This window comes from Saccharopolyspora phatthalungensis (genome assembly GCF_014203395.1).
Lineage (GTDB): Bacteria > Actinomycetota > Actinomycetes > Mycobacteriales > Pseudonocardiaceae > Saccharopolyspora > Saccharopolyspora phatthalungensis.
Genome location: NZ_JACHIW010000001.1, coordinates 3,595,320 through 3,621,816, shown reverse-complemented (window position 1 = coordinate 3,621,816; position 26,497 = coordinate 3,595,320). Strand labels below are relative to the sequence as shown.

Genomic DNA, 26,497 nt, shown 5'->3' with positions numbered 1-26,497 from the left:
ATCGGCGGATTTCCATTGGAATCGCTCCCGCGCGCTTGACGCGGCCCGGCGTCGAAGCGCACTGTTGCGTTTAACGCAGGGGGTTGTCGTAGACGCAACAAGGCGGCAGCGATGGATTCAAGCGCCCAAGTCCTCCTTGTCGGGGCCGGCATCGTCGGGTGCAGCACCGCTTACCACCTCGCGCGCCTCGGGATCACCGACGTCCTCGTCGTCGAGCAGGGCCCGCTGTTCGCCACCGGCGGCTCCAGTTCCCACGCGCCGGGACTGGTTTTCCAGACCAATCCGTCGGAAACGATGAGCCGGCTTGCCGAATACACCGTCCGGTGCTTCGCCGGGCTGGAACTCGACGGCCGCCCCTGCTTCCACCAGGTCGGCGGGATCGAGGTCGCCGCGACGCCGCAACGCTGGGAGGACCTCAAGCGCAAGCTCGGATTGGCCACCGCTTGGGGCATCCGGGGCGAGTTGCTGGATCCGCGGCAGGTCCAAGAACGCATCCCGCAGCTCGATCCGGCGCGCATCCACGGCGGCCTGCACGTGCCCACCGACGGAATCGCCAAGCCGGTTCGCGCCGCGGAAGCGATGGCCCGCGAAGCAGAACGGCTCGGCGTGCGGTTCGCCGGTAACACCGAGGTGATCGGGTTCGACGTGCAGGACAAGAGGATCCGCACCGTCCGCACCTCGCAGGGTGACGTGGCGGTGGGGACCGTGCTGTGCTGCGCGGGGATCTGGGGCCCGAAGATCGGCCGACTGGCCGGAGTGTCGATCCCGGTGCAGCCGTTGGCACATCAGTACGCCGTGACGAGCCCGGTGCCGGGTCTGGAGCCCGGTACCGACGAGGTTCGGCAGCCGATCCTGCGACACCAGGACTGCTCGATGTACTTCCGGCAGATCCGCGATCGTTACGGCGTCGGCTCTTACCAGCACCGAGCGATTCCGGTGCACAGCAACGACCTGCTGCCCACCGCAGCGCCGGGCGCGGGCGCCGAGGCGCCCTCGGAGGGCGGCGGCTGGAAGGGCATGGCGTCGGTGCACCCGTTCACGCCCGAGGACTTCGCCAAGCCGTGGGCGGACGCCCGCGAACTGCTCCCGGCGCTGAAACGCACCGAGATCACCGAGGGCATGAACGGCCTGTTCCTGTTCACCGCCGACGGCATGCCGGTGCTCGGGCCCTCAAACGAGATCGACAACTTCTGGGTCGCCGAGGCGGTGTGGATCACCCACGCCGCCGGGGTCGGCCGCGCGATGGCGCAGTGGCTGGCCGGTGAGGTGCCCGACATCGACCTCCGGCAGGCCGATCTCCGCCGCTTCGAGAACTTCGCGCACAGTCCGTCCTATGTGGGCGAGCGGGGCGCGCAGAGCTTCCGCGAGGTCTACGACATCATCCACCCGCAGCAGCCGCCGGAGCACCCGCGCCCGCTGCGCACCAGCCCGTTCCACGACCGCCAGCGCGAGCTCGGCGCGGTATTCCTGGAGGCCGCCGGCTGGGAGCGGCCGCACTGGTACGAGAGCAACAGGTCCCTGGTCGACGGCCGGGACATCGTCGAACCTGGGCCCTGGGCAGGGCACTACTGGTCCCCGATCGTCGGCGCCGAACACCAGGCCACCCGCGAGCGAGTGGCGATGTACGACATGACTTCCCTACCCCGCGCGGAAGTCACCGGGCCCGGCGCGCTAGGCCTGCTGCAGCGGTTGACCACCAACCAGCTCGACCGCCCGCCCGGATACGTCACCTACACGCTGATGCTGGAACCCACCGCCGGCATCCGGGCCGACATCACGGTGGCCCGGCTGGAGCGGGACGCCTTCCAGATCGGGTGCAACGGGCCGCGCGACATCGCCTGGCTGCGCCGGCACACCGACGAGACCGTGCAGGTCCGCGACATCACCGGCGGCACCTGTTGCATCGGCCTGTGGGGCCCGCGCGCCCGGGCGGTGCTCGCCGCGCTGGCCGACCGGGACGTCTCGCATGAGGCTTTCCGGTTCTTCCGGGCGAAGCGGCTGTTCGTCGGCGAGGTGCCGGTGCTGGCGCTGCGACTGTCCTATGTGGGTGAGCTCGGCTGGGAGCTGTACACCTCGGCGGAATTCGGGAGGCGGCTGTGGGACCTGCTGGCCGCCGCCGGCGCCGAGCACGGCATCTTCCCCGGCGGCCGCGGTGCGTTCGGCGGCCTGCGTTTGGAGAAAGGTTATCGAGCCTGGGGGGCTGACATGTGGAGTCTGCATGATCCCGATGAAGCAGGGCTGGCGTTCGCCGTCAAGGCGGACAAGGGCGAGTTCATCGGCCGGGATGCCCTGCTGCGGCGCCGCGAGCGCGCCCCGCGGCGACGGCTGTGCTGTCTTACGATCGACGACGGCACCGTGTTGATGGGGTCCGAGCCGGTGTTCGCCGACGGCGCCGAGGACGGCGCGATCGGTTTCACCACGAGCGCCGGTTACGGCCACAGCGTCAGAGCCAGCCTCGCCTACGCGTGGCTGCGGGCCGACCTGTCCGAACCGGGCACCCGGCTGCGGGTGTCCTACTTCGACCAGCGACATCCGGCCACGGTCGTCGCTGACCCCGTCTTCGACCCCGAGATGACCCGAATGCGCCGCTGATCGGCGCATTCCCTGCCAGATCTGCAAAACGCCCGGCCCGGCGATCGGCCAGTGGTGCGGGTACCGCCTACCCAACTTCACCCGCTATTCGGACCCCAGGAGGAGCCAGTCATGAGCGTCAACCCGAACCCCGGCGTCCTGCTCTACCCGCGCCTGCGCAAGTCGCCGTTCTTCTACGCCTCGCGGCGGCACGGTGTCGGCCTCTACAGCGTCTACAACCACACCTACCATGCCCGCCACTACGGCGACCCGATCGCCGAGTACTGGGCGCTGCTGGAAGGTGTGACGCTGTGGGACGTCGGCGTCGAGCGCCAGGTGGAGATCACCGGTCCCGACGCGTTCGAGTTCACCAACATGCTCGTGCCCCGCGACCTGACCAAGTGCAAGGTCGGGCAATGCAAGTACGTGTTCGTCACCGCCGAGGACGGCGGCATCATCAACGATCCGGTCCTGCTGCGGCTCGGGGAGAACCACTTCTGGCTGTCGCTGGCCGACAGCGACGTGCTGCTGTGGGCCAAGGGGCTGGCGCACAACCTCGGGATGGACGTCCAGATCCGCGAACCCGATGTCGGACCGGTGCAGATCCAGGGACCGAAGTCGCGGGACGTGATGGCCGACCTGTTCGGTGAGTCCATTCTGGACGTTCCCTACTACTACGCCGTCGATCGCGAACTCAACGGCATGCGGGTGGTGGTCTCGCGCACCGGCTACACCGCCGAACTCGGTTACGAAATCTATCTGCACAACGCCAGCCACGACGGCGTCAAGCTGTGGGACGCCATCTGGGAGGCCGGGCGGCCGCACGACCTGACGGTGATCGGGCCGTGCCACATCCGGCGCATCGAGGCCGGCATCCTGTCCTGGGGCTGCGACATCACCTACGACACCAACCCGTTCGAGGTGGGCTACGGCTTCGAGAAGACCTGGATGGTCGATCTCGACCAGGAGGCCGACTTCATCGGCAAGGCCGCCTTGCAGCGGATCAAGAGCGAGGGCATCAGCCGCAAGCTGGTCGGCGTGGAGATCGGCGGCCCGAGCGTGGGTTCGTTCAACGACGGCCAGATGATCGACGTCTTCGACGTGCACGACCCGCACGGCCTGCGCATCGGCGAGGTCACCTCGGCCTGCTACTCGCCGCGGCTGGAGCGCAACATCGGCTACGCGATGGTGCCGATCGCCTACCACGAGCTGGGCACCGAACTCGTGGTGGACACCCAGCACGGCCCGCAGGAAGCGGTCGTGGTCGACAAGCCGTTCCTGGACCCCACCAAGGACATCCCAAAACGACTGGTCCGCGCGACCGCGTGAAGGACTGATTCGACATGAACGCCAAGGTCGAGCAGTTGCAGCAGTACCTGATGGACGCCCGGTTCGAGGTGCTGCCGCTGCGGGACGTCGTGGCACAGGCCGAGCTGCTGCCACCGGGGACGACGACGACCGTGACGGCGTCCCCGGCCAAGGGCACCGAGGCGACCCTGGACATCGCCGCCCAACTGCTGGCCCGGGGCCTGCACACGGTGCCGCACCTGGCCGCCCGGATGATCGCCGACACCGCGCATCTGACGGCGCTGCTGGACCGCATGGAGGCGTTGGGGTTGTCCGAGGTCTTCGTGGTGGCCGGGGACTCCCCCGAGCCGCGCGGCAAGTTCCCAGACGCGTTGGCGTTGCTGCGCGCGATGGACGAACTGGGGCGGCGGCCGGCGCGCGTGGGCATCACCGGCTACCCCGAACGCCACGCGTTCATCCCCGACGCCACGACCATCCGGGCGATGACCGAGAAGTCCCGCTACGCCGACTACGTCGTCTCGCAGATCTGTTACGACCCGCACACCGTGGCGTCCTGGGTGAAGGACGTGCGCGCCCGCGGGCTGGCACTGCCGATCTATATTGGCGTGCCGGGCGTGGTGGACGCCCGTAGACTGCTGCGGATCTCGCTGAAGATCGGACTGGGCGAATCAATGCGCTTCCTGCGCAAACAGCACGGCGTGGTGACGAAGCTGTTCACCCGCTACACGCCGGAGGAGTTGTTCGACGAGCTGGCCCCCTACCTCGTCGACCCCGCCTTCGGCATCGCGGGCTGGCACTTCTTCACGTTCAACGAAATCGCGAAGACGGTGCAATGGCGTCACGAGCAGGTCGCCAGACTCCGGGAGGTCCCCGCATGAGCATTCCCTCCGATTTGGACATCTCCCGCGCCACCGCGCTCCTGCCGCTGGAGGACATCGCAGCGCAGTTGGGCATCGGCGCGCATTTGCTGGAACCTTACGGGCGCAGCGTCGCGAAGATCTCGTTGGACGCGCTTGAGGAGCTGTCCGACCGGCCGACGGCCCGCTACGTCGTGGTCTCGGCCATCACGCCCACCCCGCTGGGCGAAGGCAAGACCACCACGACGGTCGGGCTCGGCCAGGCGCTGCGCCACCTCGGCAAGCGGTCGGCGGTGGCGATCCGGCAGCCGTCGATGGGCCCGACGTTCGGCATCAAGGGCGGCGCCGCCGGCGGCGGGTACAGCCAGGTGGTACCGATGGAGGCGCTGAATCTGCACCTCACCGGCGACATGCACGCGGTCACCGCGGCGCACAACCTGCTGGCCGCGATGCTGGACAACCACCTGAACAAGGGGAATTCGCTGGGACTGGACCCGCACCAGATCACCTGGCGGCGGGTGCTGGACGTCAACGACCGGGACCTGCGCAACATCGTCACCGGACTCGGTAGCCGGCTGGACGGCACCCCGCGGCAGACCGGCTTCGACATCACCGCGGCCAGCGAGGTGATGGCGGTGCTGGCGCTTTCCACCTCGCTGCAGGACATGCGGCAACGGTTGGGCCGGATCGTGGTCGGCTACACCCGCGACGGCGAACCAGTCGACGCCGAGCAGTTGCGCGCGGCCGGGGCGATGACGGCGATCATGCGGGAGGCGATCAAGCCGAACCTGATGCAGACCACCGAGAACACGCCGGTGCTGGTGCACGCGGGACCGTTCGGCAACATCGCGCACGGCAACTCGTCGGTGGTGGCCGACCGGATCGCCAGCCGGTGCGCGGACTACGTGGTCACCGAGGCCGGTTTCGGCGCCGATATGGGCGCCGAGCGGTTCTTCAACATCAAGTGCCGCACCTCGGGTCTGCGCCCGGACGCGGCGGTGCTGGTGGCGACGGTGCGCGCGCTCAAGGCGCACTCCGGGCGGTACAAGGTGGTCGCGGGCAAGCCGCTGCCCGCCGCGATGCTCGCCGAGAACCCCGACGACGTGCTGGCCGGCGCCGCGAACCTACGCAAGCAGATCGACAACATCCGGCTGCACGGGGTGTCGCCGGTGGTGGCGATCAACGCGTTCCCCACCGACTACCGCAGCGAGCACGAGGCGATCCGGCAGGTCGCCGAGGCCGAGGGGGCCCGGGTCGCGGTCAGCAACCACTTCCTGGAAGGCGGCAAGGGCGCGTTGGAGCTGGCCGAGGCGGTGGTGACGGCGGCCGAGGAGCCGAACGGCTTCCAGCTGCTGTACCCGGATTCGGCGGACCTGCGCACCAAGATCGAAACGATCGCGACCAAGGTGTACGGCGCGGCCGGGGTCTCGTACCTACCAGCCGCGGCCCGCGCGCTGAACGGCTACGAAGCCAACGGCTTCGGCAATCTCCCGGTGTGCATCGCCAAAACGCACCTGTCGTTGAGCTCGGACCCGACCCTGCTCGGCGCCCCGACGGGCTGGACACTGCCGGTTCGCGAGGTCCGCGCCTCGGTCGGCGCCGGTTTCGTGTACCCGATCTGCGGCGAGATGCGCACCATGCCGGGCCTGGGCTCCCACCCGGCGGCGGAATCCATCGACATCGACGACCACGGCCAAATCATCGGCCTGAGTTGACGGCGCCGTCCGAGTCAGCCATCGAAGCGACCGGACTTCACGCTCGTGATAAACCCAGCAAACGCGACGGCGGAGGTGCGCAGGACCGGCGAGGACTCACCTAGCTTCGAGTCGCGGACGAGGACTAAGCGAGGCAGATTCGCTGCGACTTCGACACAAGCGTTGGCTTGGCCTGAATGCCTTGACTTCTTCCACACGGGGTAGGGGCGCACCGTATTACTCCTTCACACGTTCATGTTCTCGGGCGATGCTACGCAGCAGCTTGGCGGAGCTGTCTTCTGGGAGAGCTCGGGCCTGCAATGACGCGAAGAGACGCGCCAACTCGGCCACGTCCCGGATGTCGTCGATGACATGGCCACCCAGCGGCGTGTCGCTATAGGCAACATCGCTTTGGGTGGGATCCGCAAACCGCAGCAACAGAATTGGCCCATGAATCCCTTCATGCGCACCAGCCTCGAACGGCAACACCCGGAGGTTCACGGTCGGCCGCTTCGCTACTTCGCCCAGATGCCGAAGTTGCTCAGCCATCACGGCACGTGAGCCGACAACGCGATGAAGGGCTTCCTCAGCCACAACGGCGTGCAGCGTCAGACCGCCGCCCTCGCTAAACCATCCGAAGTGGACTGGATCCACGCCCCTTCCTGCCCGGACTGCAACTCGAAGCTGAAAGAGCTGAAGGGCTAGGCCCCCAGCGCCCCACACACAACACTGAGCAGCAAAGGAAAACGTATGCCGACGTACCTCACCACGCGCACCGAAGAAACCCTTGCGCAATGAATGGCCGCAGATTACCTAGACCAGGGCGCGTCGATTCGCGTGCTGATGTTCCAGGAAGGCCTGTCCTACGGCGCGGTGCATCGGCTACTCACCAAAGTGGCCGGTGTCGAGATGCGACGACGGGGTAGCCCAGACAATCACCGTGCAGTGCGCAGCGAGTTCGACGACCTTGATCACGACCCTCGCGAGCAACTCGCCACCGAGTGCGCGGATGCGTTCAAGCAGGGATCCCGAATTACCGAACTTGCCAAGCAACTTGACCTGTACCCGATGACCGTACTGCGCCTGCTCGAACACGCCGAGGTCGCCTCACGCCGGTTGCTCGACCGAGCACCACGTCATCGCCGTTCCTGACATACCCCAAAGCCTTCCGACAGCACTTCGGCGCGCGGCAGTCTTCCCGTTGCGACCTGGCCCGGCCACTCCGCCTACTGGCACCACCCCGAATAGGAAGACAAGGCCCCAAGAGGCCTGTCTGCACCCAGGGCCCCGCAGTAGATCCGCCTACTGCGGGGCGCTGCTCTGTCCGAGTGAGGTCAGAGATTGATTGAACAGAAGTCCATTGCCGTTCGTGTTCAATTCGCTACGCTCCGATCATCGTGACGATCATCACAACGATCACGGGAGGGATCGTGATGAACGTTCGGATCGACCCAGATTTCTTGGCGCGCCTCGCGAGGGAACTCGACAACTCGACGAATCGGCTCGGCGATTCCCCGCCCTCGCCGGAGGCCGACGCAGGACCGTCCAGCGGTGCAGTCTCGGCGACGCTTGCCGATCTGCTGCAAGCTGCGGCGGGCATGGCGGAGACAGTCTCCCGAGCTGCGGCCGACTTGGACGCCAACAAAGCGACCTATGCGGGCACCGACGAAGTCAACGAGGGCATGTTCAGAAGCCTGGGGAGTTGAGAGTCGATCATGACGCTGAATACCTGGGTAGCGGGAAATCCCGGCTCAATACGTACGAAGGCCATCAGCATTCGCGACTTCGGCACTGGAGTCTCCGAGGCCGCCGCCGGATGGCACCGTGTGCGCGGGATGGCCGGTGCGCAGTGGAAGGGCGCCGCATCCGGCGCGTTTCAGGGATTCGCCGACGGCCAAGGCCGGGACACGGACGCGCTCGCCGACCTGTTCCCGAAAATGGCACAGGCGCTCGATGTCTTGGCCGATGAGATCGACACTGTGAAAGCCCGAATGGAGCAAGCGAAAGTCGTCGCCCGCCAAGGCGAGCTCACGGTGTACACGGATGCGATCTACCCGCCGAAGCCTTTCACCGCGACAGCACCGGCATCGCTGGACGGCCGCACGACCGCTGCGGAGAGCAAGGCTCACGCCGACGCCATCGCAGCGTTCGAAGGAGCGAAAGCGTTGCAGGCAAAGCAAGAAGCCGCGTTCGCCGAAGCGCAAGCAACAGTAAAGTACGCGCGGGACCATGAACGCGCCGCACATGAGCGGCTAGTCAAAACGCTGAGTTCGTGCACCGACGGCTTGAGGGGAATCGGCCAGAACGGGGCGTGGCAGCGGGCCGCCGCCGCGCCCACCAGTCCGGCAGCGATCTCGCTTGCGGGCACGGCGATGAACCTGGAGACCCACGCCGCGAACGCCACTCGCGTCACATTCGAACAAGCCGCCGCAGCGGGGCCATTCGCCACGCAGAGCATGTGGTCATCGCTGTCCGAGTCCCAGCGCGCGGACATGACCGCCCGGTTCCCACAGTTGGTCGGCAACACCGACGGCATCCCGGCCCTGGACCGGCACGTGGCGAATATGACTACGCTCAACCAGCAACGCCAAGCTCTGCTTGCGAAGCTCAGCGATGCGCAGCGACGGGCGCGGAAATCCTATGGCAACCCCAGCGGCATGAATGACATCGCAATCGCTGAAGTCGAGCAAATCGAGGAAACGCTCGACGGGTTGGAGCAGATCAGGAGCGCCGCCGAGAAAGATGGAAAACTGCTTCTTGGGCTGGATGCTGTGGTAAACGGCCGCGGGCAGGTGATCATCGCCTCGGGCAATCCGGACACCGCACAGCACATCGTCACCACTGTGCCCGGTACCTATTCCGACGTCGGTGACGCGATGGACTACGTCGAACGCGGCGACCGCATCATCGACAAAGCGAAGCAGTTCGCACCTGGTGAAACCTTCGCGTCGGTCACCTGGGTGGACTACCAGTCGCCAGGCACCCTGGTCAACGCCGCCGAAGGCCGCTTTGCCGAGGATGCCAAGGGCGATCTGAGCAGCTTCCAGGAAGGCTTGCGGGCCACCCACGACGACACCACCCCCGACACCAAGCGAAGCCACAACACCGTGATCGGCCACTCCTACGGCTCCACCACCGTCGGCTACGCCAGCCGCGACAACGGCCTGCACTCCGATGATCTGGTGTTCATTGGCTCGCCTGGTGTTGGCGTGGAAACCGCCGGGGAGCTTGGAGTGCCGCCCGAGCACGTGTGGAGTGGCACATCCAGGCTTGACCTGATCGACTACTTAACGCCGTCACCAAACCCGATCGATTACCTCGTTGAGGAGCCGTTCGACGATCACCAGTGGTTTGGCAGAAATCCCTCTAACGAGCACTTCGGAGCCCGGCGACTTCCCGTCGATAACTGGGCAGGCCACGGCGGCTACTGGGATCACCCAGAGTCGGTGGACGCTATGGCCAAGGTCGTCGCGAACAAGACCCAACCTACCGATGGAGTGCGCTGACCAATGAGCGAACCCCCCCATACCCCGGGAAGGTCGGACAAAGCGAGCACAATCCTCGGGCACATCCTCGGTTGGCCCGCGTTCCTGATCGGTCTCGGCACCTGGGGTATCTCCGTCGTCCCCTTCATGATCTGGAAGGCCCAAGGTGCCGACCTACTCCGGATCGACCAGAGCCTTGTCGGCTTCGGCGTCGTCATCTACGGTGTTGCCGCTGGGATCGGCCTTGGCCTGCTCGTCGCCGCAATGGGCATCCGGCACACCGTTATTCAGGTCCTGTTCTGGGCTTACCTACTGCTGCTGTTCGTCGGAGTCGTGGTCGCCTTCTCCGGCACCGAATAGATCATTGGCGGGCAAGCGATGTTCACACGGCGACACGGGCGCGGTGCGCGAGCCCGGCGATCTCCGGCATGCCCCGCTGCGGTGAGGCTGCGAGCGATGCGATCAACTGGCGTGCGGCGGTACGGGTCCGCACTTCGCCGGAGGCGTAGCTCTCCGCCGTCACCAACGCTCGGTACGACCGAAGCGGATCGCCGTGCAGGTGCCATGCCATCGCGACATCCACCAGGTACCGACCCGAGCGCTCCACCGTGGGCAACGTCCCAACTCGCACCCGGCTCGCGGACGTGAGGGCCAGCGTCGAGTCCTCCAGTTTGAACGCCGCCGAGATCTGGTGAGCAGCCGCCGCGTCCTCGCCCTTCTGCCGTAGTCCGGGATCACGAATTGTGGAGATCACCTGGTGCGATTCCCGGTAGCACTCGGCCGACCGATCCGCATCCCCTCGCACAGCAGCGGCATAACCGGTGGCGTTCCAGAGCTCGGCAATGCGCCGCCGCAGCCTATCCGGCGTGGTCGAGGTGATCGGCAACGCTTCCACGGCACGAATACCCACCTCCTCGGCGGTGTCGTAGCTACCGAACCGGCGAGCACTGCCGGAGACGTGCCGCCATGCCGCCGCCATGAGCATCGGGTCGCCGGAGTTCTCTGCCGCCCGCGCCGCACGGTCCGAGGCCAACGGCTGGAACCCGGACACCAGGATCTTCCCCAGCGCGTTTCCGCACAGCAGATAGACCTCGGTCGCGAACGCCGCTCCCGACGGGGTGGTATCCAGCGCGCTTGCCGCGTTGATCAGACCAGGCAGCTGGTTCGCCAATCTGACGTAGTGGCAGGAATCGAACGCCTCCGTCGCCGCTGCGAGGTTCCGATCAAGCGTTGCCTGATCGGGTAGTTCGTTATCAGTGGCCGGGCCCAGGAGCGCACGGGAGATCCGCTGCTCCAGCAGCACCGCAGGATCAGGCTCGGCCGCCGCAGCAGGCAGCGCCGTAGAGGCTCCCAGAATGCCAACCGAGGAAAGGAACGCGCGTCGATCCACCGAGTCCTCCAGCGTCGTATCGGAGCTTATGGGCAGGGTAGGCGTTCGGTCAGCCAGCCCCAATGCTTCGGGCGGAAGGTCCAGTACGGCGGCAATACGCCGCAGAACCGGCAACTCGACAACTGGTTTCCTCCCGGTTTCCGCGCGAGAAACCCACGCTTTGGTGTACCCGATCCGGTGGCCCAACTCCTCCTGTGTCCAACCCTTCAGAAAACGCGCCTGCTTGATCACTTTTCCGATGTCTGACTGATCCATCCAACACCACCCCTCGTGATCGATCTGATACACACAGTAGTAGCCCTAGTCGCGCGTCAAGACCAGTTTCCGGATCTGCAACCGAATTGCGTAGCAGGTACAGAGGTCTTCACCGATCACAATTCTGCGACGACAGTCAGGACGTGCCGCCGAACGACTTGCGGGAGGAACCGTTGCCGAGGCGAACGTTCACACCGAACCAATCCCCGTTATCTCGCAACGACTTCGCACACTACGTGCAGTCTGGCGAGTCTGCCGCGTTGTGCCGTGCTCCGGTGGAATCCCTTAGCCCGGACGAATCCGGCCGAAGCTTCTTGTGCCGTGCTCATGATGCCGGGCCGAGCTTGCTCCGCGACGGCGAGGGGTGGTGCCAACCAAATGATCGCCACTGCAGCACCGTGGTTCGTCGACGCCTCGGCCGAGTCCGGCGAATACACCGAGATCTGGATTGATCATCACCGCGTTGCGCACGAACGCCGCCCGCACCGCGGCGGCCGGGTGTGGTGCGGCTCGCGAATTCGGGTACCGGAGCGAGCCCGGCGTAGGCGGCCAGGCGGCCGGGATTGCCGAAGGCGGCGAGCAGGTCGCCTCCGGTGTCGGCAAACAGCTGCGCGCCCAGGATCGGGCCGAAGCCGTCGATGCTGGTGATCCGTCCGGCGTCGGGGTGGTCTTCGAAGCGTCCGGTGAGTTGCTTGCCGAGGTCTTTGATCTCCCGATCCAGCTCCAGCAGTTGGCGGGCCAGCCGGGCGATCAGCGGCGCTGTGATCGTTTCCGTAGGCAGCGCAACGGTTTGCTCCCGGTAAACGGGCTCGACGTGGCGGCCCTTGCCGACTGGGCTGCACGGTGCTCGGACTACGTGGACGGTGACCGCCTAGTGCACACCGACCTGCACGCGGATCAATTCCTGATCAGTGACGGCAGGATGCGGGTAATCGACTGGGGTGGGCCTTCCGCCGGAGCCGGGTGGGTAGACACCGCGTTGCTGGCGATCCGCCTCATGCTTGCCGGGCACGCACCGGCCGAGGCGGATGCGTGGGCACGCACCGTCCCATGCTTCTCCGCCGCATCCCCTGATCACCTCGCAGCGCTCACCTCCTACGTCGCCGGCCTATGGACATACCGGGCTGCCAGCGGCCAAATTCCCAACCCCACCGACGCGCCCGCCTAGCCCGCGACTACGCCGCGCAATGCGTCACCAACGCCACCCGCCACTGAATGGATTCTCGCCAGGCTCAATTGGCGCGTTAGCGTTCGGGTATGTCCGTGTTGCGTTCCATTGTGTTGTTCGTGTTGGCCGCCGTTGCCGAGATCGGTGGTGCTTGGCTGGTTTGGCAGGGGGTTCGGGAGCAGCGCGGGCTCCTGTGGATCGGGGCCGGGGTGATCGCGCTCGGCATCTACGGGTTCGTCGCCACCTTCCAGCCTGACGCCAACTTCGGGCGGATCCTCGCCGCCTACGGCGGCGTGTTCGTCGCCGGGTCACTGCTGTGGGGCGTGTTCGTCGACGGCTTCCGGCCGGACCGCTGGGACATCATCGGCGCGCTGGTCTGCCTGGTCGGGGTCGCCGTGATCATGTACGCGCCCCGCTCCGTGTGACTGCTCAGTCGGACAGCCCGAGTCGTAGGTGCTCGATGTGGTAGACGGCCTCGTCGAGTAGTTGGGCGACGTGGTTGTCGTACAGGGAATAGACCACGCTGCGGCCGGAGCGTTTGCCGATGACCAGGCCGAGCGAGCGCAGCAGGCGGAGTTGGTGCGAGACCGCGGACTGCTCCATCCCAACGGCCTCGGCGAGTTCCCCCACCGCCATCGCGCGCTGCCGCAATTCGCTGAGGATCAGCAGCCGCGAAGGGGTGGCCAGGGCCTGCAGGGTCTCGGCGACTGAGGCGGCGGAGACCGCGTCCAGCCGCGCAGTCGGCGTGACCTCGCGCTTGACCCCGTGTCCCATGCCCGGCAGTCTAGCCAACAGGGATACATGAACACCTGATCAGACATTCATGTATCGTCTCGTCCGGACCGCACACCCGACTCCGGAAGGCTGCTCGCGATGACCACCGTCACCGACCGCACGAGGACCCGAACTCCCGCACTGCCCAGCACGGGGCGTGGTCTGTTCGCGCTGGCGGAGGCGCGCTGGGCCGCTGCGGCGCTGGTGGCCTTCCTGCTCGGCCTCGGCGTGCAGCTCGCCGGCGGCCCTGCCGGGCTCTACTGGGCCCTCTACCTGGTCTGCTACGCCACCGGCGGCTGGGAGCCGAGCCTGGCCGGATTGCGGGCGCTACGCGAGAAAACCCTGGACGTGGACCTGTTGATGATCGTCGCCGCGCTCGGCGCCGCCGCGATCGGCCAGATCACCGACGGCGCGCTGCTGATCGTCATCTTCGCGACCTCGGGGGCCCTGGAGGCATACGCCACCGCCCGCACCGAGGACTCGGTTCGCGGCCTGCTCGACCTCGCACCGGAGACCGCGATCCGGGTGCGCGACGGTGCCGAGGAAACCATCGACACGGCGAGTTTGCAGGTCGGCGACGTGATCGTGGTGCGTCCCGGGGAGCGGATCGGCGCCGACGGCGAGGTGCTCGACGGCCGCAGCGACGTCGACCAGGCGACGATCACCGGGGAGCCGCTGCCGGTGGCGAAGCAGCCCGGCGACGAGGTGTTCGCGGGCACCCTCAACGGCACCGGCGCGCTGCGGGTGCGCGTCGCGAAGGACGCGTCGGAATCGGTGATCGCGCGCATCGTGACGCTGGTCGCCGAGGCCAGCGAGACCAAAGCACCGACGCAGCTGTTCATCGAGAAGGTCGAGCAGCGGTACTCGATCGGCGTCGTGGTGGCGACGCTCGCGGTCTTCGCGATTCCGCTGCTGTTCGGCGACGATCTGGAGAGCGCCCTGCTGCGCGCGATGACGTTCATGATCGTCGCATCGCCCTGCGCCGTGGTGCTGGCCACGATGCCGCCGTTGCTGTCCGCGATCGCCAACGCCGGGCGGCACGGCGTGCTGGTCAAGTCCGCGGTGGCGATGGAACGGCTCGGCGAGACCGAGCGGGTCGCGCTGGACAAGACGGGAACCCTCACCGAAGGCGCGCCGCGCGTGGTGCGGATCGACCCGGCCAACGGTTACGACGCCGACGAACTTCTCGCGCTGGCCGCAGGCGCCGAACACCTCAGCGAGCATCCGCTGGCGCGCGCAATCGTGCTGGCAGCGCGCGAAAAGGGCCTTGCGATCCCGGCCGCCGAGGATTTCCACGCGACACCGGGCCACGGCGTTTCGGCGACGGTGGCCGGAAAGGCGGTCGCGGTCACCAGCCCGCGCGGCGCGGACCTGGCCACCGAGGCGGAGGCCGCGGGCCACACTGCGGTGCTCGTGACCGCCGACGGCGCAGCGGCCGGCGTGCTCGGTATCGCCGACCGGCTACGCCCGGACGCCGCTGACGCGGTGCGCGACCTGCGGGCACTCACCGGCGCGGAACCGGTGCTGCTCACCGGAGACAACAAGCGCGCAGCCGCGCAGGTCGCCGCCGAGGTCGGCATCAGCGACGTCCGCGCCGGTCTGCTACCAGCGGACAAGGTCGCGGCCGTGCGGGAATCCGGACAGCCGACATTGGTGCTGGGCGACGGCGTCAACGACGCCCCCGCGTTGGCCGCCGCGCACTGCGGGGTGGCGATGGGGCACACCGGCTCCGACCTCACGCTGCAAACGGCGGACGTGGTGGTCGTCCGCGACGAACTTTCGGCGGTGCCGAAGGTCGTGGACCTGTCCCGCCGGGCCCGGCGCCTGGTCAAGCAGAATCTGGTCATCGCGGGCACTTTCATCACCGTGCTAGTGGTGTGGGACCTGCTCGGGTACCTGCCGCTTCCGCTGGGTGTGGCCGGGCACGAGGGTTCGACGATCATCGTGGGCCTCAACGGTCTGCGCCTGCTCGGCGAGCACGCCTGGCGGCAGCGCCGCGGCTGATCTGTCCGCCGTTATGGTTGCGGCATGGCGACCTCCTGGGACGACCGCTCGCGGTTCGAAACCATTCGGCCCCGGCGGCGCGTCCTGGTCGTCGTGGACAACGTCACGGCGATGACGCGACTACTCGACGTCGTGGACCTGTTCGAAGGCGACTTCCGGGTCTCGCTCGATTTCGTCTGGAACCGAGCCGATCCGCAGCCCAACGGCCTGGCCGAACTGTTCGCCGCCAAGGGCGTATTCCCGGTCCAGCCGGAATCGCCGCGGGAATATCAGCTCGCCATCACCGCCGGACACAGTGGACTGCACGGCATCACTGCACCGATCCTTTCGGTACCGCACGGAATTCGGTACACTAAGATCGTCCCGGAAGCCCGGAAGCCCGGAAGCCCGGAAGCCCGGAAGCCCGGAAGCCCGGAAGCCTTTGGCCTGTCGTCTGATCTGCTGCTGGCCGACGGTCGCCCGATCTCCTCGGCGATCGTGCTGTCGCACGACGAGCAACTCGCGCGGCTGCGCGCTGTGGCCCCGGCGGCGGCCAAGGTGGCCGTCGTCACCGGCGATCCCTGCTACGACCGGCTCCGTGCCAGCGTGCCGTGGCGGCCGCGCTATCGCCGGGCGCTCGGTGCCGACGACGACCAGACCGTCATCGCCGTCAGCTCGACGCACCGCAATGACTCGCTGCTAGGCGAGGTCTGCGAGCTGTACGAGCGGCTGCTGGCCGAACTGCCGGTCGACGACTTCAGGGTGGCGGCGATCCTGCATCCGCACATCTGGTACGAGCACGGCCCGCACCAGATGCACCGCTGGCTCGCACCGCACCGGCGTTCGGGCCTGGTGGTGGTGCCGCCGGAGCAGGGCTGGCGCGCCACCCTGGTGGCCGCCGACCTGCTGATCGGCGATCACGGCTCGGTGACAGCCTATGGCGCGGCGCTGGGGTTACCCACGTCGCTGGCGGCGTTCCCGGAATCCTCGGTTGCACCGGACTCGGCGGTGGCGCTGCTCGCATCGCAAGCAGGTCGGCTCGATCTGGGGCAGTCGCTCCTTCCACAGCTGCGGAAGGTCGCGGCCGAGCACACAACGGAAAAATCCGCCGCCCTGCACCGGGCGATCACCTCGTACCCGGACGAAGCCGCAGGGCGCCTGCGGGCGCTGTGCTACTCGATGCTCGGCCTGACCGAACCCCGAACCGAGCCCGGCGTCCCGCCCGACACCACGGCCGGGCTCCCGGCGGAGGACTGGTCCTGGCGACCGACCGCGATGCACGTCACCGGCGTGGTCCACAACGGACGGTCGATCTCCTTGGACCGCTATGCGGCGGAAATGCTTCCCCAGGCGAGGATTCCGCGACGAAGTCACCTCGTGGTGGCAGCCCACCACCCCGGGCCACGACTCCGCGCCATCGCCGACGTGCTCGTGCTGACAGACGGCGAATCCTGGGGTCAACACGCCGAAACATGGCTCCGGGAAACCATTTCCGCTCACCCGGGCCTGCAACTCGCCGCCGCGGTGCACGATGGTGCGTGCGTCGTCCGAACCCGGGGCGGCGACCAGGTACGCCTCGCCGGAACCGGCGACCCGGTGCTCTACGCCTCCGCCGTGTTCGAGTGGTTGGCTGCGGGGCGCGAGCTCGCCGAACTCTCCCCCGACGTGAACGTCAACGGCCGGCCCGTCGCGGCGTCATGACCCGCGCGCCAACAGCGCCTGCGCCCGCCTGTTCCCCAGCACTGTGAGGATTTCCGCCGCCTCCCGGCGCCGCTGCGCAGCCGTCGGCTCGTCGCCGTTGCGGGCGCTGAGCTCGGCCAGCAGCTCCAGCGCCGCTGCTTCGTCGGCCGGCATCCGCGCGGCCCGGCACAGTTCCAGGGCCGTGCGGCCCCAACTCGAAGCCGCCGCCAGGTCGTTGCCCCGCAACTGGGCTTCGGCCAGCGAAAGCGCCAGTTTCGCACTGTTGGCCACCTCCCCCAGCTCGACGAACGTCTCGTACGCCTCGATCAACCGCGGCATGGCCTCCGCTGCCCGCCCGGCACGGGTCAGCACCCGACCCGAGTGCATGCGGTAGAGCGCCAGCGGCCGACGCCGCCGACCGGGCTGGAAATGCCGTTCCACGATGGCGCGCGACCGCTCGAAGCAGTCCAACGCCGCGTCGTACTCCGCGTTCCGCTCGTGGATGAGACCGATCCATTCGATGGCGCTCTGCCGCCCCCAATCGTCGCCGTTTACCTCGGCGATCTCATAGGAAAGCGCGAAATGCTCGCGCGCGGCGTGGTACTCCGCCACCGCGTAGCACGCCGAACCGAGGTGCGAGTGCATCCGCACCAGAGCCCGGTGGTCACCCAGCCGCTCGGCGGCCGCGATCCCGACCGGCAGGATCTCGATCAGGTCCACGAAGTAGTTGCGATCGGTGTAGTAGGTGAACAGACTCTCGCACAGCTGCCAGGCGCGGTCGTCCAGCCCGACCTCGACCGCGATGCCCACCAGCGCCGACAGGGTCTCCCGCTCCTCTTCCAGCTCGGCCAGCGCCCGGTCCTCCGCGCGTTCGCCATCGTGCGCCGGGATCACCGCTTCGTAGCGCGTGCTGAGCCGCCAGCGCTTCGAGAGAACGACGTCCCGCGCCATCACGAAGTCGTGGTAGTGCTCGACGATCCGGCGCAGCGCGGCCCGCGAATCGTCGCCCGCGGACACCTTGGCCTTCGCGTGCTGCCGCAACAGCGCGTGGATGCTGTACCGCGCGCGTACGACCGGAGCCACGAGGTGCGCCCGGGACAGCGCCCTGAGCAGCTCCTCTGCGTCCGGGACCGGCTGGTCGAGCAGTGCCGCAGCGGCCGGTAGGGAAAACTCCGCCCCCGGATGGCAACCCAGCAGCCGGTAGGCGTGCCGCTGGTCCGGCGGCAGCGCCAGATAGGCGAGCTCGAAGGCCCCTTCGAAGGGACGTTCCCCGTCGACTTCCAGGCGGCGCAGCAGATCCGGTGCTATCCGGTCCACATAGGACGATATCGAGACCCGGCCGGACAGCTGCGCGGCGGCCACCTGCAACGCCATCGGATGCCGCCCGCACGCCTCGCTCAGCTTCCGCAGTGCGGCTTCTTCGGCCTCGGCGCCCTCCCCCATTGAATCGGCGCCCTCCCCCATCGAATCGCTGTCCCCGAGTGAATCCGCCAGGAGCGCGATCGCCGCCTCCTCCTCGAACGGCTCCACCCGCATCGGCCGGACACCGCCGCCCAGGAAGGTGAGCTCGCGGCGGCTGGTCACCAGCACCGCGCTGGTCGGCGACGACGGCAGCAACGCCAGCACCTGCGCGGCCGTCGCGGCGTCGTCGAGGATCAACAGAATCCGCCGGTGCGCGGTGATCTCACGGAACGCCGCGCTGCGTTCTTCCTCGGTCGGCGGCAGCGCCGCCCCGGCCAGCCCGAGGCGCCCGAGGAAGGTGCCCAGCACCTCGCCTGGCGTCCGGGCCCCGTCCGGATCGGAACCGCGCAGGTCACCGACGAAGATCCCGCCCGGGAACTGCTCCCGCACCCGGTGTGCCCAGCGCAGCGCGGTCAGCGACTTGCCGATGCCCATCATCCCGCTGAGCGCCACGACCAGGGGCTTTCCGGCGCGCTCCGCGTCCCGCCACAGCCGGTCCAGCTCGGCGAGTTCCGCGGTCCGGTTGGCGAAACCGAGGTGTTCGGGGTTGATCCGCAACATGTCCGGCTTCGGTGGCTCCGCCTGGCCTCCAACGTTCATCACCAGCCGTTCGATGCGGCCGGCCTGGATCACGTTGCCGTCCACCGCAGCGTTGTTGGCGTTGTGCCACCCGTCCATTCCAGACCCCCACCAGCGCTGTGATCTCCTCCGCGCGACGATACCGGGCAGCGACCCGGAGCGTGACGGCTTCGGCACTCGCTGCCAGCAAGGAGGAACAACCGCCTCAGAGCTGGTTCACGCCGGTGACGCGCAGGACCGCGACGCCGGTTTCGTCGGAGGCGGCGAGGTCGACCTCGGCGCTGATGCCCCAGTCGTGGTCCTCGGCGGGGTCGGCGAAGATCTGCCGGACCAGCCAGCGATCCGGCTCCTCGGTCACCATCAGCAGCGCCGGGCCGCGCGCGTCCGGGCCGGTGCCGATCTCGTCGTGCTGCTCGAAGTAGTCGTCCAGCGCGTCGGCCCACGCATCGGCGTCCCAGCCGCTTTCCGCGTCCAGCGCGCCCAGCTCGTCGGAGCGTCGCCGGGCCGCGAGCTCCACGCGGCGGAACATCGCGTTGCGCACCTGCACCCGGAAAGCTCGCTTGTTCAGGGTGATCCGCTCCGGGGCCTCCGGCACCGCCACGGCCGTCGGCTCCGCGCCCGGGTGGCGCAGCTTCTCCCACTCGTCGAGCAGACTGGAGTCGACCTGACGCACCAGCTCGCCAAGCCACTCGATGATGTCGGTGAGCTCCTCGGTCTTGGCATCGTCGGGCACCGTGTGCCGCAGCGCCTTGTAGACGTCGGCCAGGTAGCGCAGCACCAGCCCCTCGGAGCGGGCCAGCCCGTAGTGGTTGACGAACTCGACGAAGTTCATCGCCCTCTCGAACATGTCCCGCGCCACCGACTTCGGCGACAGCTCGTGCTCGCCGACCCACGGGTGCCCCTTGCGGTAGGTCTCGTAGGCGGCCTCCAGCAGCTCGGCCAGCGGCTTGGGGTGGGTGATCTCCTCCAGCAGCTCCATCCGCTCGTCGTACTCGATGCCGTCCGCCTTCATCTGCGAGACGGCCTCGCCGCGGGCCTTGAACTGCTGCTGCGACAGCACCTGCCGAGGATCGTCCAAAGTGGACTCGATTACCGACAGCACGTCCATCGGGTAGGTCGGCGACTCGGCGTCGAGCAGCTCGATCGCGGCCAGCGCGAACGGCGACAGCGGCTGGTTGAGCGCGAAGTCGAACTGCAGGTCCACGGTCAACCGCACCCGGCGGCCCTGCTGGTCGGGCTCGTCGAGGCGCTCCACGACCCCCGCGGCCAGCAGCGCGCGGTAGATCGCGATGGCGCGCAGGATGTGGCGCCGCTGTGTTGGCCGATCCTCGTGATTGTCGGTGAGCAGGTGTTTCATCGCGGCGAACGCGTCGCCCGGCCGGTTGATGACGTTGAGCAGCATCGCGTGGTTGACGGTGAAGCTGGACCGCAGCGGTTCCGGCTCGGCGCTCTCCAGCTTCTCGAAGGTCTTCTCGCTCCAGGACACGAAGCCCTCGGGCGCCTTCTTGCGCACCAGCTTGCGCTTCTTCTTCGGGTCGTCGCCGACCTTGGCCAGCGCCTTCTCATTCTCGATCTCATGCTCGGGCGCCTGCACCACCACGTACCCGGCGGTGTCGTAGCCGGCTCGCCCGGCACGACCGGCGATCTGGTGGAACTCCCGCGCCTTCAGATGCCGGGTGCGCACCCCGTCGTACTTGGTCAGCCCGGTGATCAGCACGGTGCGGATCGGCACGTTAATGCCCACCCCGAGGGTGTCGGTGCCGCAGATGACCTTGAGCAGCCCGGCCTGCGCGAGCTGTTCGACCAGCCGCCGGTACTTCGGCAGCATCCCGGCGTGGTGCACCCCGATCCCGTGCCGGACCAGCCGGGACAGGGTCTTGCCGAACCCGGCGGTGAACCGGAAGTCGCCGATCGCCTCGGCGATCTGGTCGCGCTGCTCGCGGCTGGCGACCTTGACGCTCATCAACGCCTGCGCCTGCTCCAGCGCGGACGCCTGGTTGAAGTAGACGACGTACACCGGGGCCTGCTGCCCGGTCAGCAGTTCCTCGATGGTCTCGTGCAGCGACGTCTTGGCGTAGCGGAAGGTCAGCGGGATCGGCCGCTCCGCCGAGGTGACCACCGCGGTCTCCCGGCCGGTGCGGCGGGTCAGATCCTGCTGGAAGAAGCCGACATCGCCCAGCGTCGCCGACATCAGCACGAACTGGGTGCGCGGCAGCTCCAGCAGCGGTACCTGCCACGCCCAGCCCCGGTCGGGCTCGGAGTAGAAGTGAAACTCGTCCATCACGACCTGGTCCACATCGGCCCGGTCGCCGTCGCGCAGCGCGATGTTGGCCAGGATCTCCGCGGTGCAGCAGATGATCGGGGCATCGGCGTTGACGCTGCTGTCGCCGGTCATCATGCCGACGTTGTCCGCGCCGAAGACGTCCACCAGCGAGAAGAACTTCTCCGACACCAGCGCCTTGATCGGCGCGGTGTAGAAGCTGCGCTTGCCGGCGGCCAGCGCGGTGAAGTGCGCACCGGTGGCCACCAGGCTCTTGCCGGAACCGGTCGGCGTGCTCAGGATCAGGTTCGCCCCGGTCACGACCTCCATCAGCGCTTCTTCCTGCGCCGGGTAGAGCTCGATGCCCTGGTCGGCGGTCCAGGACACGAACGCATCGAGCAGCGCGTCGGGGTCCGGGGTGTCGGTCGAGCGGGCTGGGAGCTGGTCGGTGAGCTTCATCGTGCCCCCATCGTCCCTGGTCAATTCCCGCCGGTGCGAGCGGGGGGCACGCCGGTCCGCACGCTGGTGCCGGGCCCCTGCGATCGGGGACCATTGACCGAACACACCGGTGAAGTGCGGGAGGCGGGTTGTCATGGCGAGCCGGAACGTGCGTTTCGTCGGCGGGCCGCTGGACGGCCGGGTCCAGGATCTCCGCGATTCGGAGGCGGTCGCGGGACGGCTGTTGCGGCACATCCACCTGCACGACGGCCCGAAGATCGAAACGCATTACGAACTGCATTACACCCCGGAACACGGTTGGGTATACCACCTATGCGGCCGAGGCCCCGCCCCCTAGTCCCACGCGCCGCGTGAGGGGATTGTCGCAACCCACCAAATTCGAGGGCTTGACATCGCTGACGCCGACAACCGGGTAACCCGCAAGTCCGGCTTGCGACGTGCGTCACAGCTTTGATCAGGTTGGGTTCGCGGGCACCGGCCTACCATCGTGCCCATGGTGGCGCACTCGACGTCGAGCGGCGGCAGGCCGGAACTCGTCCTTGCCGCGGAGTTTCCCGAGCCGACCCGCGAGCAGTGGCGGGCGCAGGTGCAGAAGGTGCTGCAACGATCGGGGCTGCTCGGCGAGGGCGCGGCACCGGAGGCTCCCGAGGATGTGCTGGCTTCCTCGACTTATGACGGGATCACGGTGCATCCGTTGTACGCGGCGGGCCCGGGCGAGGTCGGTGTGCCGGGGCTGGTGCCGTTCGTGCGCGGTAGCCGCCCGCAGGGCAGCGTCGCCGAGGGCTGGGATGTGCGGCAGCGGCACGAGAACCCGGATGCGGCCGAGACCAACCGGGAGATCTTGGCGGATCTCTACAACGGGGTGTCGTCGCTGTGGCTGCGGCTGGGGCCGGGCGGACTGGCCGTGGCCGACCTCGCGGACGCGCTCGAAGGCGTCCATCTGGACATGATCTGCGTGGTCCTGGATGCGGGTGCCGACTTCGTCGCGGCGGCCGAGGCTTTCCTGGCGCTGGCCGCCGGTCAGGACGTGCGCGGCAGCGCGTTGCGCGGAAACCTCGGCGCCGACCCGCTGGGGGTGCAGGCCCGCACCGGCCGGCCCGGCGACCGCGACGGTGCCGTGCGGTTGGCCGGCCGCTGCGCCGCGGAGTTCCCGGAGCTGAAAGCGCTGGTCGTGGACGGGTTGCCCTATCACGAGGCAGGTGGGTCGGATGCGCAGGAGCTGGGCTGCTCGCTGGCGGTGGCCACGACGTACCTGCGGTGGCTGACCGAGGCCGGGCTGGAGGTCGACAAGGCCGCCGGGCTGCTGGAGTTCCGCGTGGCCACCACGGCCGATCAGTTCCTGGGTATCGCCAAGCTGCGCGCGGGGCGTCGGCTGTGGGAGCAGGTCACCCGGGCTTGTGGTGTATCGGAATCGGCGCGGGGGCAAGTGCAGCACGCGGTGACGTCGGCGGCGATGCTGACCCGCCGGGACCCGTGGGTGAACATGTTGCGCACCACGATCGCTACCTTCGCCGCCGGGATGGGCGGGGCGCAGGCGGTGACCGCGCTGCCCTTCGACGCCGCGGTCGGCCTGCCGGATGGCTTCGCCCGCCGCATCGCACGCAACACCCAGGCGCTGCTGCTGGAGGAATCGCACCTGGCGCAGGTGATCGACCCGGCGGGTGGGTCCTACTACGTCGAGTCCCTGACCGAGGAGTTGGCGCAGGCCGGTTGGCGGTGGTTCCAGGAGATCGAGGCGGCCGGCGGGCTGCCCGCCGCGCTGGAGTCCGGCCTGGTCGCCGACCGGCTGGCCGCGACCTGGGAAGCACGCCGCAACGCGATCGCGCACCGCAAGGACGCGATCACCGGCGTCAGCGAGTTCCCGGATCTCGACGAGCCGCCGCTGGAGCGGGCGCCGGCGCCTGAACGGCCTTCGGGCGGCCTGCCGGTGCACCGCTATGCGGAGGACTTCGAACGGCTGCGCGAGGCCGCCGATGCGCAGCTGGCCGCCACCGGCAGCAGGCCCGCGGTGTTCCTGGCGACGCTGGGCTCGCTGGCGGCGTACAACGCGCGTGCGTCGTTCGCGCGGAACCTCTTCGCCGCGGGCGGCATTGCCAGCGCTGATGCCGGGGCGACGGAGTCCGCGCGGGATGTTGTGGCGGCCTACACCGGCACGCCCGTGGTGTGCCTGTGCTCCAGGGACACGCTCTACGCAGAACGGGCCGCCGACACCGCGCGTGCGCTGCGCGAAGCTGGGGCCAAGCGGGTGCTGTTGGCCGGGAAACCGAGCGATCCGGCGCCGGAAGGCATCGACGGATTCGTCTTCGCCGGATGCGATGCGCTGGCCGTCCTGGGCGACGTCCACGCCGAATTGGGAGTGGGACGATGACGCAGATCCCGAACTTCGCCGAGATCCCGTTGGACCCGATGGCGGCCCCTGCCGACCCTGCGCGATGGCGGCGGGAGCTGGTGAACGCCACCGGCAAGGACGCTGATGCGCTGGTGTGGGAGGCGCCGGAGGGGATCGGGGTCAAGCCGCTCTACACCTCGGCCGATGTCGAGGGCCTGGACTTCCTGCACACCTACCCGGGGTTGGCGCCGTTCCTGCGGGGGCCCTACCCGACGATGTATGTCAACCAGCCGTGGACGGTGCGGCAGTACGCCGGGTTTTCCACCGCCGAGGAGTCCAACGCTTTCTACCGCCGCAACCTGGCCGCGGGCCAGAAGGGCCTGTCGGTGGCCTTCGACCTGGCCACCCACCGCGGCTATGACTCCGATCATCCGCGGGTGGCCGGGGATGTCGGCATGGCGGGGGTGGCGATCGACTCGATCTTGGACATGCGGCAGCTCTTCGAGGGCATCCCGCTGGAGAAGATGAGTGTGTCGATGACCATGAACGGCGCGGTGCTGCCGGTGCTGGCGCTCTACATCGTCGCCGCCGAGGAGCAGGGGGTCGCGCCGGAGCAGCTGGCCGGGACCATCCAGAACGACATCCTCAAGGAGTTCATGGTCCGCAACACCTACATCTACCCGCCGCAGCCGTCGATGCGGATCATCTCCGACATCTTCGGCTACGCCTCGCAGCGGATGCCGAAGTTCAACTCGATCTCGATCTCGGGCTACCACATCCAGGAGGCCGGGGCGACCGCCGACCTGGAGCTGGCCTACACCCTGGCCGACGGGGTGGAGTACCTGCGCGCCGGGCGGCAGGCCGGGCTGGACATCGACGCCTTCGCGCCCCGGCTGTCGTTTTTCTGGGGCATCGGGATGAACTTCGCGATGGAGGTCGCCAAGCTGCGCGCGGCCCGTCTGCTGTGGGCCAAGCTGGTGAAGACCTTCGGGCCGGCCAACCCGAAATCGCTGTCGCTGCGCACCCATTCGCAGACCTCCGGCTGGTCGCTGACCGCCCAAGACGTCTACAACAACGTGGTGCGCACCTGCGTGGAGGCGATGGCCGCCACCCAGGGCCACACCCAGTCGCTGCACACCAACGCCCTCGACGAAGCTCTCGCTCTCCCAACGGATTTCTCGGCCCGCATCGCGCGCAACACCCAACTCGTGTTGCAGCAGGAGTCCGGCACCACCCGCGTCATCGACCCGTGGGGCGGCAGCTACTACCTGGAGCGGCTCACCGCCGACCTCGCCGGGCGCGCCTGGGCGCACGTCACCGAGGTCGAGGACGCCGGGGGCATGGCCCAGGCCATCGACGCCGGGATCCCCAAACTGCGCATCGAGGAAGCCGCGGCCCGCACCCAGGCCCGCATCGACTCCGGGCGCCAACCGCTGATCGGCGTCAACAAGTACCGCTACGACGGCGACGAGCAGATCGATGTGCTCAAAGTGGACAATGCCGGGGTTCGCGCGCAGCAGTTGGAGAAACTGCGGCGGCTGCGGGAGGAACGCGACAGCCAGGCATGCGCGGATGCGCTGCACCGGCTCACCGCCGCCGCCGAGGCGTCGATGTCCGAACAGCGCCCGGACGACCTGGCGCACAACCTGCTCACGCTGGCCGTCGACGCCGCACGGGCCAAGGCCACCGTCGGGGAGATCTCCGAGGCTTTGGAGAAGGTCTTCGGCCGCCACTCCGGGCAGATCCGTACGATCACCGGCGTGTACCGGGACGAATCCGGGCCCTCCGCAGCGCTGGAAGCGGCCCGCCAGCAGGTGGCCGACTTCGCCGAGGCCGAAGGCCGCCGGCCGCGGATCCTGGTCGCCAAGATGGGCCAGGACGGCCACGACCGCGGGCAGAAGGTGATCGCGACCGCCTTCGCCGACCTCGGCTTCGACGTGGACGTCGGCCCGCTGTTCCAGACCCCGACCGAGGTGGCCCGCCAGGCCGCCGAGTCCGACGTGCACATCGTCGGCGTCTCCAGCCTCGCCGCCGGCCACCTCACCCTGGTGCCCGCGCTGCGCGACGAGCTGGCCGAACTCGGCCGCACCGACATCATGATCGTCGTCGGCGGTGTCATCCCGCCGGCCGACTTCGACGCGCTGCGCCAGGCCGGGGCCAGCGCGATCTTCCCGCCCGGCACCGTCATCGCCGATGCCGCACTCGGCCTGCTCGACGAACTCCGCACCCGACTCGACCACTGAT

At 68.4% G+C, this 26,497-nt stretch carries 21 protein-coding genes; 14 read left to right on the top strand and 7 right to left on the bottom strand.

Translation table 11 applies throughout. The features are described 5' to 3' along the window. Positions 1-111 precede the first annotated feature (111 nt). The 4 genes from BJ970_RS16745 (at position 112) to BJ970_RS16730 (ending at position 6,451) form a co-directional block, all read left to right on the top strand. Positions 112-2,592: a GcvT family protein gene (locus BJ970_RS16745; RefSeq protein ID WP_184727124.1), complete on the top strand. Its 2,481-nt coding sequence runs from the start codon at positions 112-114 to the stop codon at positions 2,590-2,592. A gap of 111 nt (positions 2,593-2,703) precedes the next feature. Further along, positions 2,704-3,900, top strand: coding sequence for a glycine cleavage T C-terminal barrel domain-containing protein (locus BJ970_RS16740; protein ID WP_184727123.1), 1,197 nt, complete (start codon positions 2,704-2,706; stop codon positions 3,898-3,900). Positions 3,901-3,914: 14 nt separating this feature from the next. Then, positions 3,915-4,757: a methylenetetrahydrofolate reductase gene (locus tag BJ970_RS16735; protein ID WP_184727122.1), complete on the top strand. Its 843-nt coding sequence runs from the start codon at positions 3,915-3,917 to the stop codon at positions 4,755-4,757. Continuing rightward, positions 4,754-6,451 (top strand): formate--tetrahydrofolate ligase, encoded by a 1,698-nt coding sequence (locus BJ970_RS16730; protein ID WP_184727121.1) that lies wholly within the window; start codon positions 4,754-4,756, stop codon positions 6,449-6,451. The genes BJ970_RS16735 and BJ970_RS16730 overlap by 4 nt, the downstream gene beginning before the upstream one ends. Positions 6,452-6,465: 14 nt before the next feature. Here the strand turns inward: BJ970_RS16730 and BJ970_RS16725 are convergent, their stop codons facing one another. Together BJ970_RS16725 and BJ970_RS16720 are read right to left on the bottom strand one after the other, a co-directional pair. Continuing rightward, positions 6,466-6,648 (bottom strand): DUF397 domain-containing protein, encoded by a 183-nt coding sequence (locus BJ970_RS16725; RefSeq protein WP_184729157.1) that lies wholly within the window; start codon positions 6,646-6,648, stop codon positions 6,466-6,468. A gap of 19 nt (positions 6,649-6,667) precedes the next feature. Next, positions 6,668-7,084 (bottom strand): DUF5753 domain-containing protein, encoded by a 417-nt coding sequence (locus tag BJ970_RS16720; protein WP_184727120.1) that lies wholly within the window; start codon positions 7,082-7,084, stop codon positions 6,668-6,670. Between the two features lie 144 nt (positions 7,085-7,228). Here BJ970_RS16720 and BJ970_RS16715 point away from each other — a divergent pair, with 144 nt between their 5' ends. The 4 genes from BJ970_RS16715 to BJ970_RS16700 all read left to right on the top strand — a co-directional run bounded on the left by BJ970_RS16715 (position 7,229) and on the right by BJ970_RS16700 (position 10,275). Further along, complete coding sequence (locus BJ970_RS16715) at positions 7,229-7,582, top strand: helix-turn-helix domain-containing protein (protein ID WP_184727119.1); 354 nt, start codon at positions 7,229-7,231, stop codon at positions 7,580-7,582. A 281-nt stretch (positions 7,583-7,863) separates the two neighbouring features. After that, a complete protein-coding gene (locus BJ970_RS16710) occupies positions 7,864-8,136 on the top strand; it encodes a hypothetical protein (protein ID WP_184727118.1) in 273 nt (90 codons plus the stop codon). A 129-nt stretch (positions 8,137-8,265) separates the two neighbouring features. Beyond that, positions 8,266-9,936, top strand: coding sequence for an alpha/beta hydrolase (locus BJ970_RS37885; RefSeq protein WP_246470866.1), 1,671 nt, complete (start codon positions 8,266-8,268; stop codon positions 9,934-9,936). A 3-nt stretch (positions 9,937-9,939) separates the two neighbouring features. Beyond that, positions 9,940-10,275, top strand: coding sequence for a hypothetical protein (locus tag BJ970_RS16700; RefSeq protein WP_184727117.1), 336 nt, complete (start codon positions 9,940-9,942; stop codon positions 10,273-10,275). Between the two features lie 22 nt (positions 10,276-10,297). Here the strand turns inward: BJ970_RS16700 and BJ970_RS16695 are convergent, their stop codons facing one another. Both BJ970_RS16695 and BJ970_RS37880 read right to left on the bottom strand, forming a co-directional pair. Then, a complete protein-coding gene (locus tag BJ970_RS16695; protein WP_184727116.1) occupies positions 10,298-11,560 on the bottom strand; it encodes a helix-turn-helix domain-containing protein in 1,263 nt (420 codons plus the stop codon). A gap of 325 nt (positions 11,561-11,885) precedes the next feature. Further along, positions 11,886-12,167: a hypothetical protein gene (locus BJ970_RS37880; RefSeq protein ID WP_246471618.1), complete on the bottom strand. Its 282-nt coding sequence runs from the start codon at positions 12,165-12,167 to the stop codon at positions 11,886-11,888. A 650-nt stretch (positions 12,168-12,817) separates the two neighbouring features. Between BJ970_RS37880 and BJ970_RS16685 the strand changes: the two genes are divergently transcribed. Further along, on the top strand, positions 12,818-13,153 hold the full coding sequence (locus BJ970_RS16685) for a YnfA family protein (protein ID WP_184727115.1): 336 nt from the start codon (positions 12,818-12,820) through the stop codon (positions 13,151-13,153). Positions 13,154-13,157: 4 nt separating this feature from the next. On the opposite strand, the gene BJ970_RS16680 is transcribed toward BJ970_RS16685, so the two are convergent. Next, the gene (locus tag BJ970_RS16680; RefSeq protein ID WP_184727114.1) at positions 13,158-13,502 is read right to left on the bottom strand and encodes an ArsR/SmtB family transcription factor; all 345 of its coding nucleotides are present in this window, start codon (positions 13,500-13,502) and stop codon (positions 13,158-13,160) included. A gap of 99 nt (positions 13,503-13,601) precedes the next feature. On the opposite strand from BJ970_RS16680, the gene BJ970_RS16675 reads away from it, so the two are divergent. Then, positions 13,602-15,506 carry a heavy metal translocating P-type ATPase gene (locus BJ970_RS16675; RefSeq protein ID WP_184727113.1) on the top strand — a complete coding sequence of 635 codons (1,905 nt, stop codon included), beginning with the start codon at positions 13,602-13,604 and terminating at the stop codon, positions 15,504-15,506. Positions 15,507-15,530: 24 nt separating this feature from the next. After that, positions 15,531-17,186, top strand: a complete 1,656-nt coding sequence (locus BJ970_RS16670) for a hypothetical protein (RefSeq protein ID WP_184727112.1) — start codon at positions 15,531-15,533, stop codon at positions 17,184-17,186. Here the strand turns inward: BJ970_RS16670 and BJ970_RS16665 are convergent. After that, a complete protein-coding gene (locus tag BJ970_RS16665; RefSeq protein ID WP_184727111.1) occupies positions 17,181-19,304 on the bottom strand; it encodes a tetratricopeptide repeat protein in 2,124 nt (707 codons plus the stop codon). The two genes, BJ970_RS16670 and BJ970_RS16665, sit on opposite strands and share 6 nt — an antisense overlap. A gap of 106 nt (positions 19,305-19,410) precedes the next feature. Beyond that, on the bottom strand, positions 19,411-21,924 hold the full coding sequence (locus BJ970_RS16660; protein ID WP_184729155.1) for a DEAD/DEAH box helicase: 2,514 nt from the start codon (positions 21,922-21,924) through the stop codon (positions 19,411-19,413). 133 nt (positions 21,925-22,057) lie between these two features. Here BJ970_RS16660 and BJ970_RS16655 point away from each other — a divergent pair, with 133 nt between their 5' ends. From BJ970_RS16655 to scpA, 3 genes are all read left to right on the top strand, one after another. Beyond that, positions 22,058-22,261, top strand: a complete 204-nt coding sequence (locus tag BJ970_RS16655; RefSeq protein WP_184727110.1) for a DUF8847 domain-containing protein — start codon at positions 22,058-22,060, stop codon at positions 22,259-22,261. Between the two features lie 156 nt (positions 22,262-22,417). Further along, positions 22,418-24,292 (top strand): methylmalonyl-CoA mutase family protein, encoded by a 1,875-nt coding sequence (locus BJ970_RS16650; protein WP_184727109.1) that lies wholly within the window; start codon positions 22,418-22,420, stop codon positions 24,290-24,292. Further along, on the top strand, positions 24,289-26,496 hold the full coding sequence (scpA, locus tag BJ970_RS16645) for a methylmalonyl-CoA mutase (protein WP_184727108.1): 2,208 nt from the start codon (positions 24,289-24,291) through the stop codon (positions 26,494-26,496). The genes BJ970_RS16650 and scpA overlap by 4 nt, the downstream gene beginning before the upstream one ends. Position 26,497 lies beyond the last annotated feature (1 nt).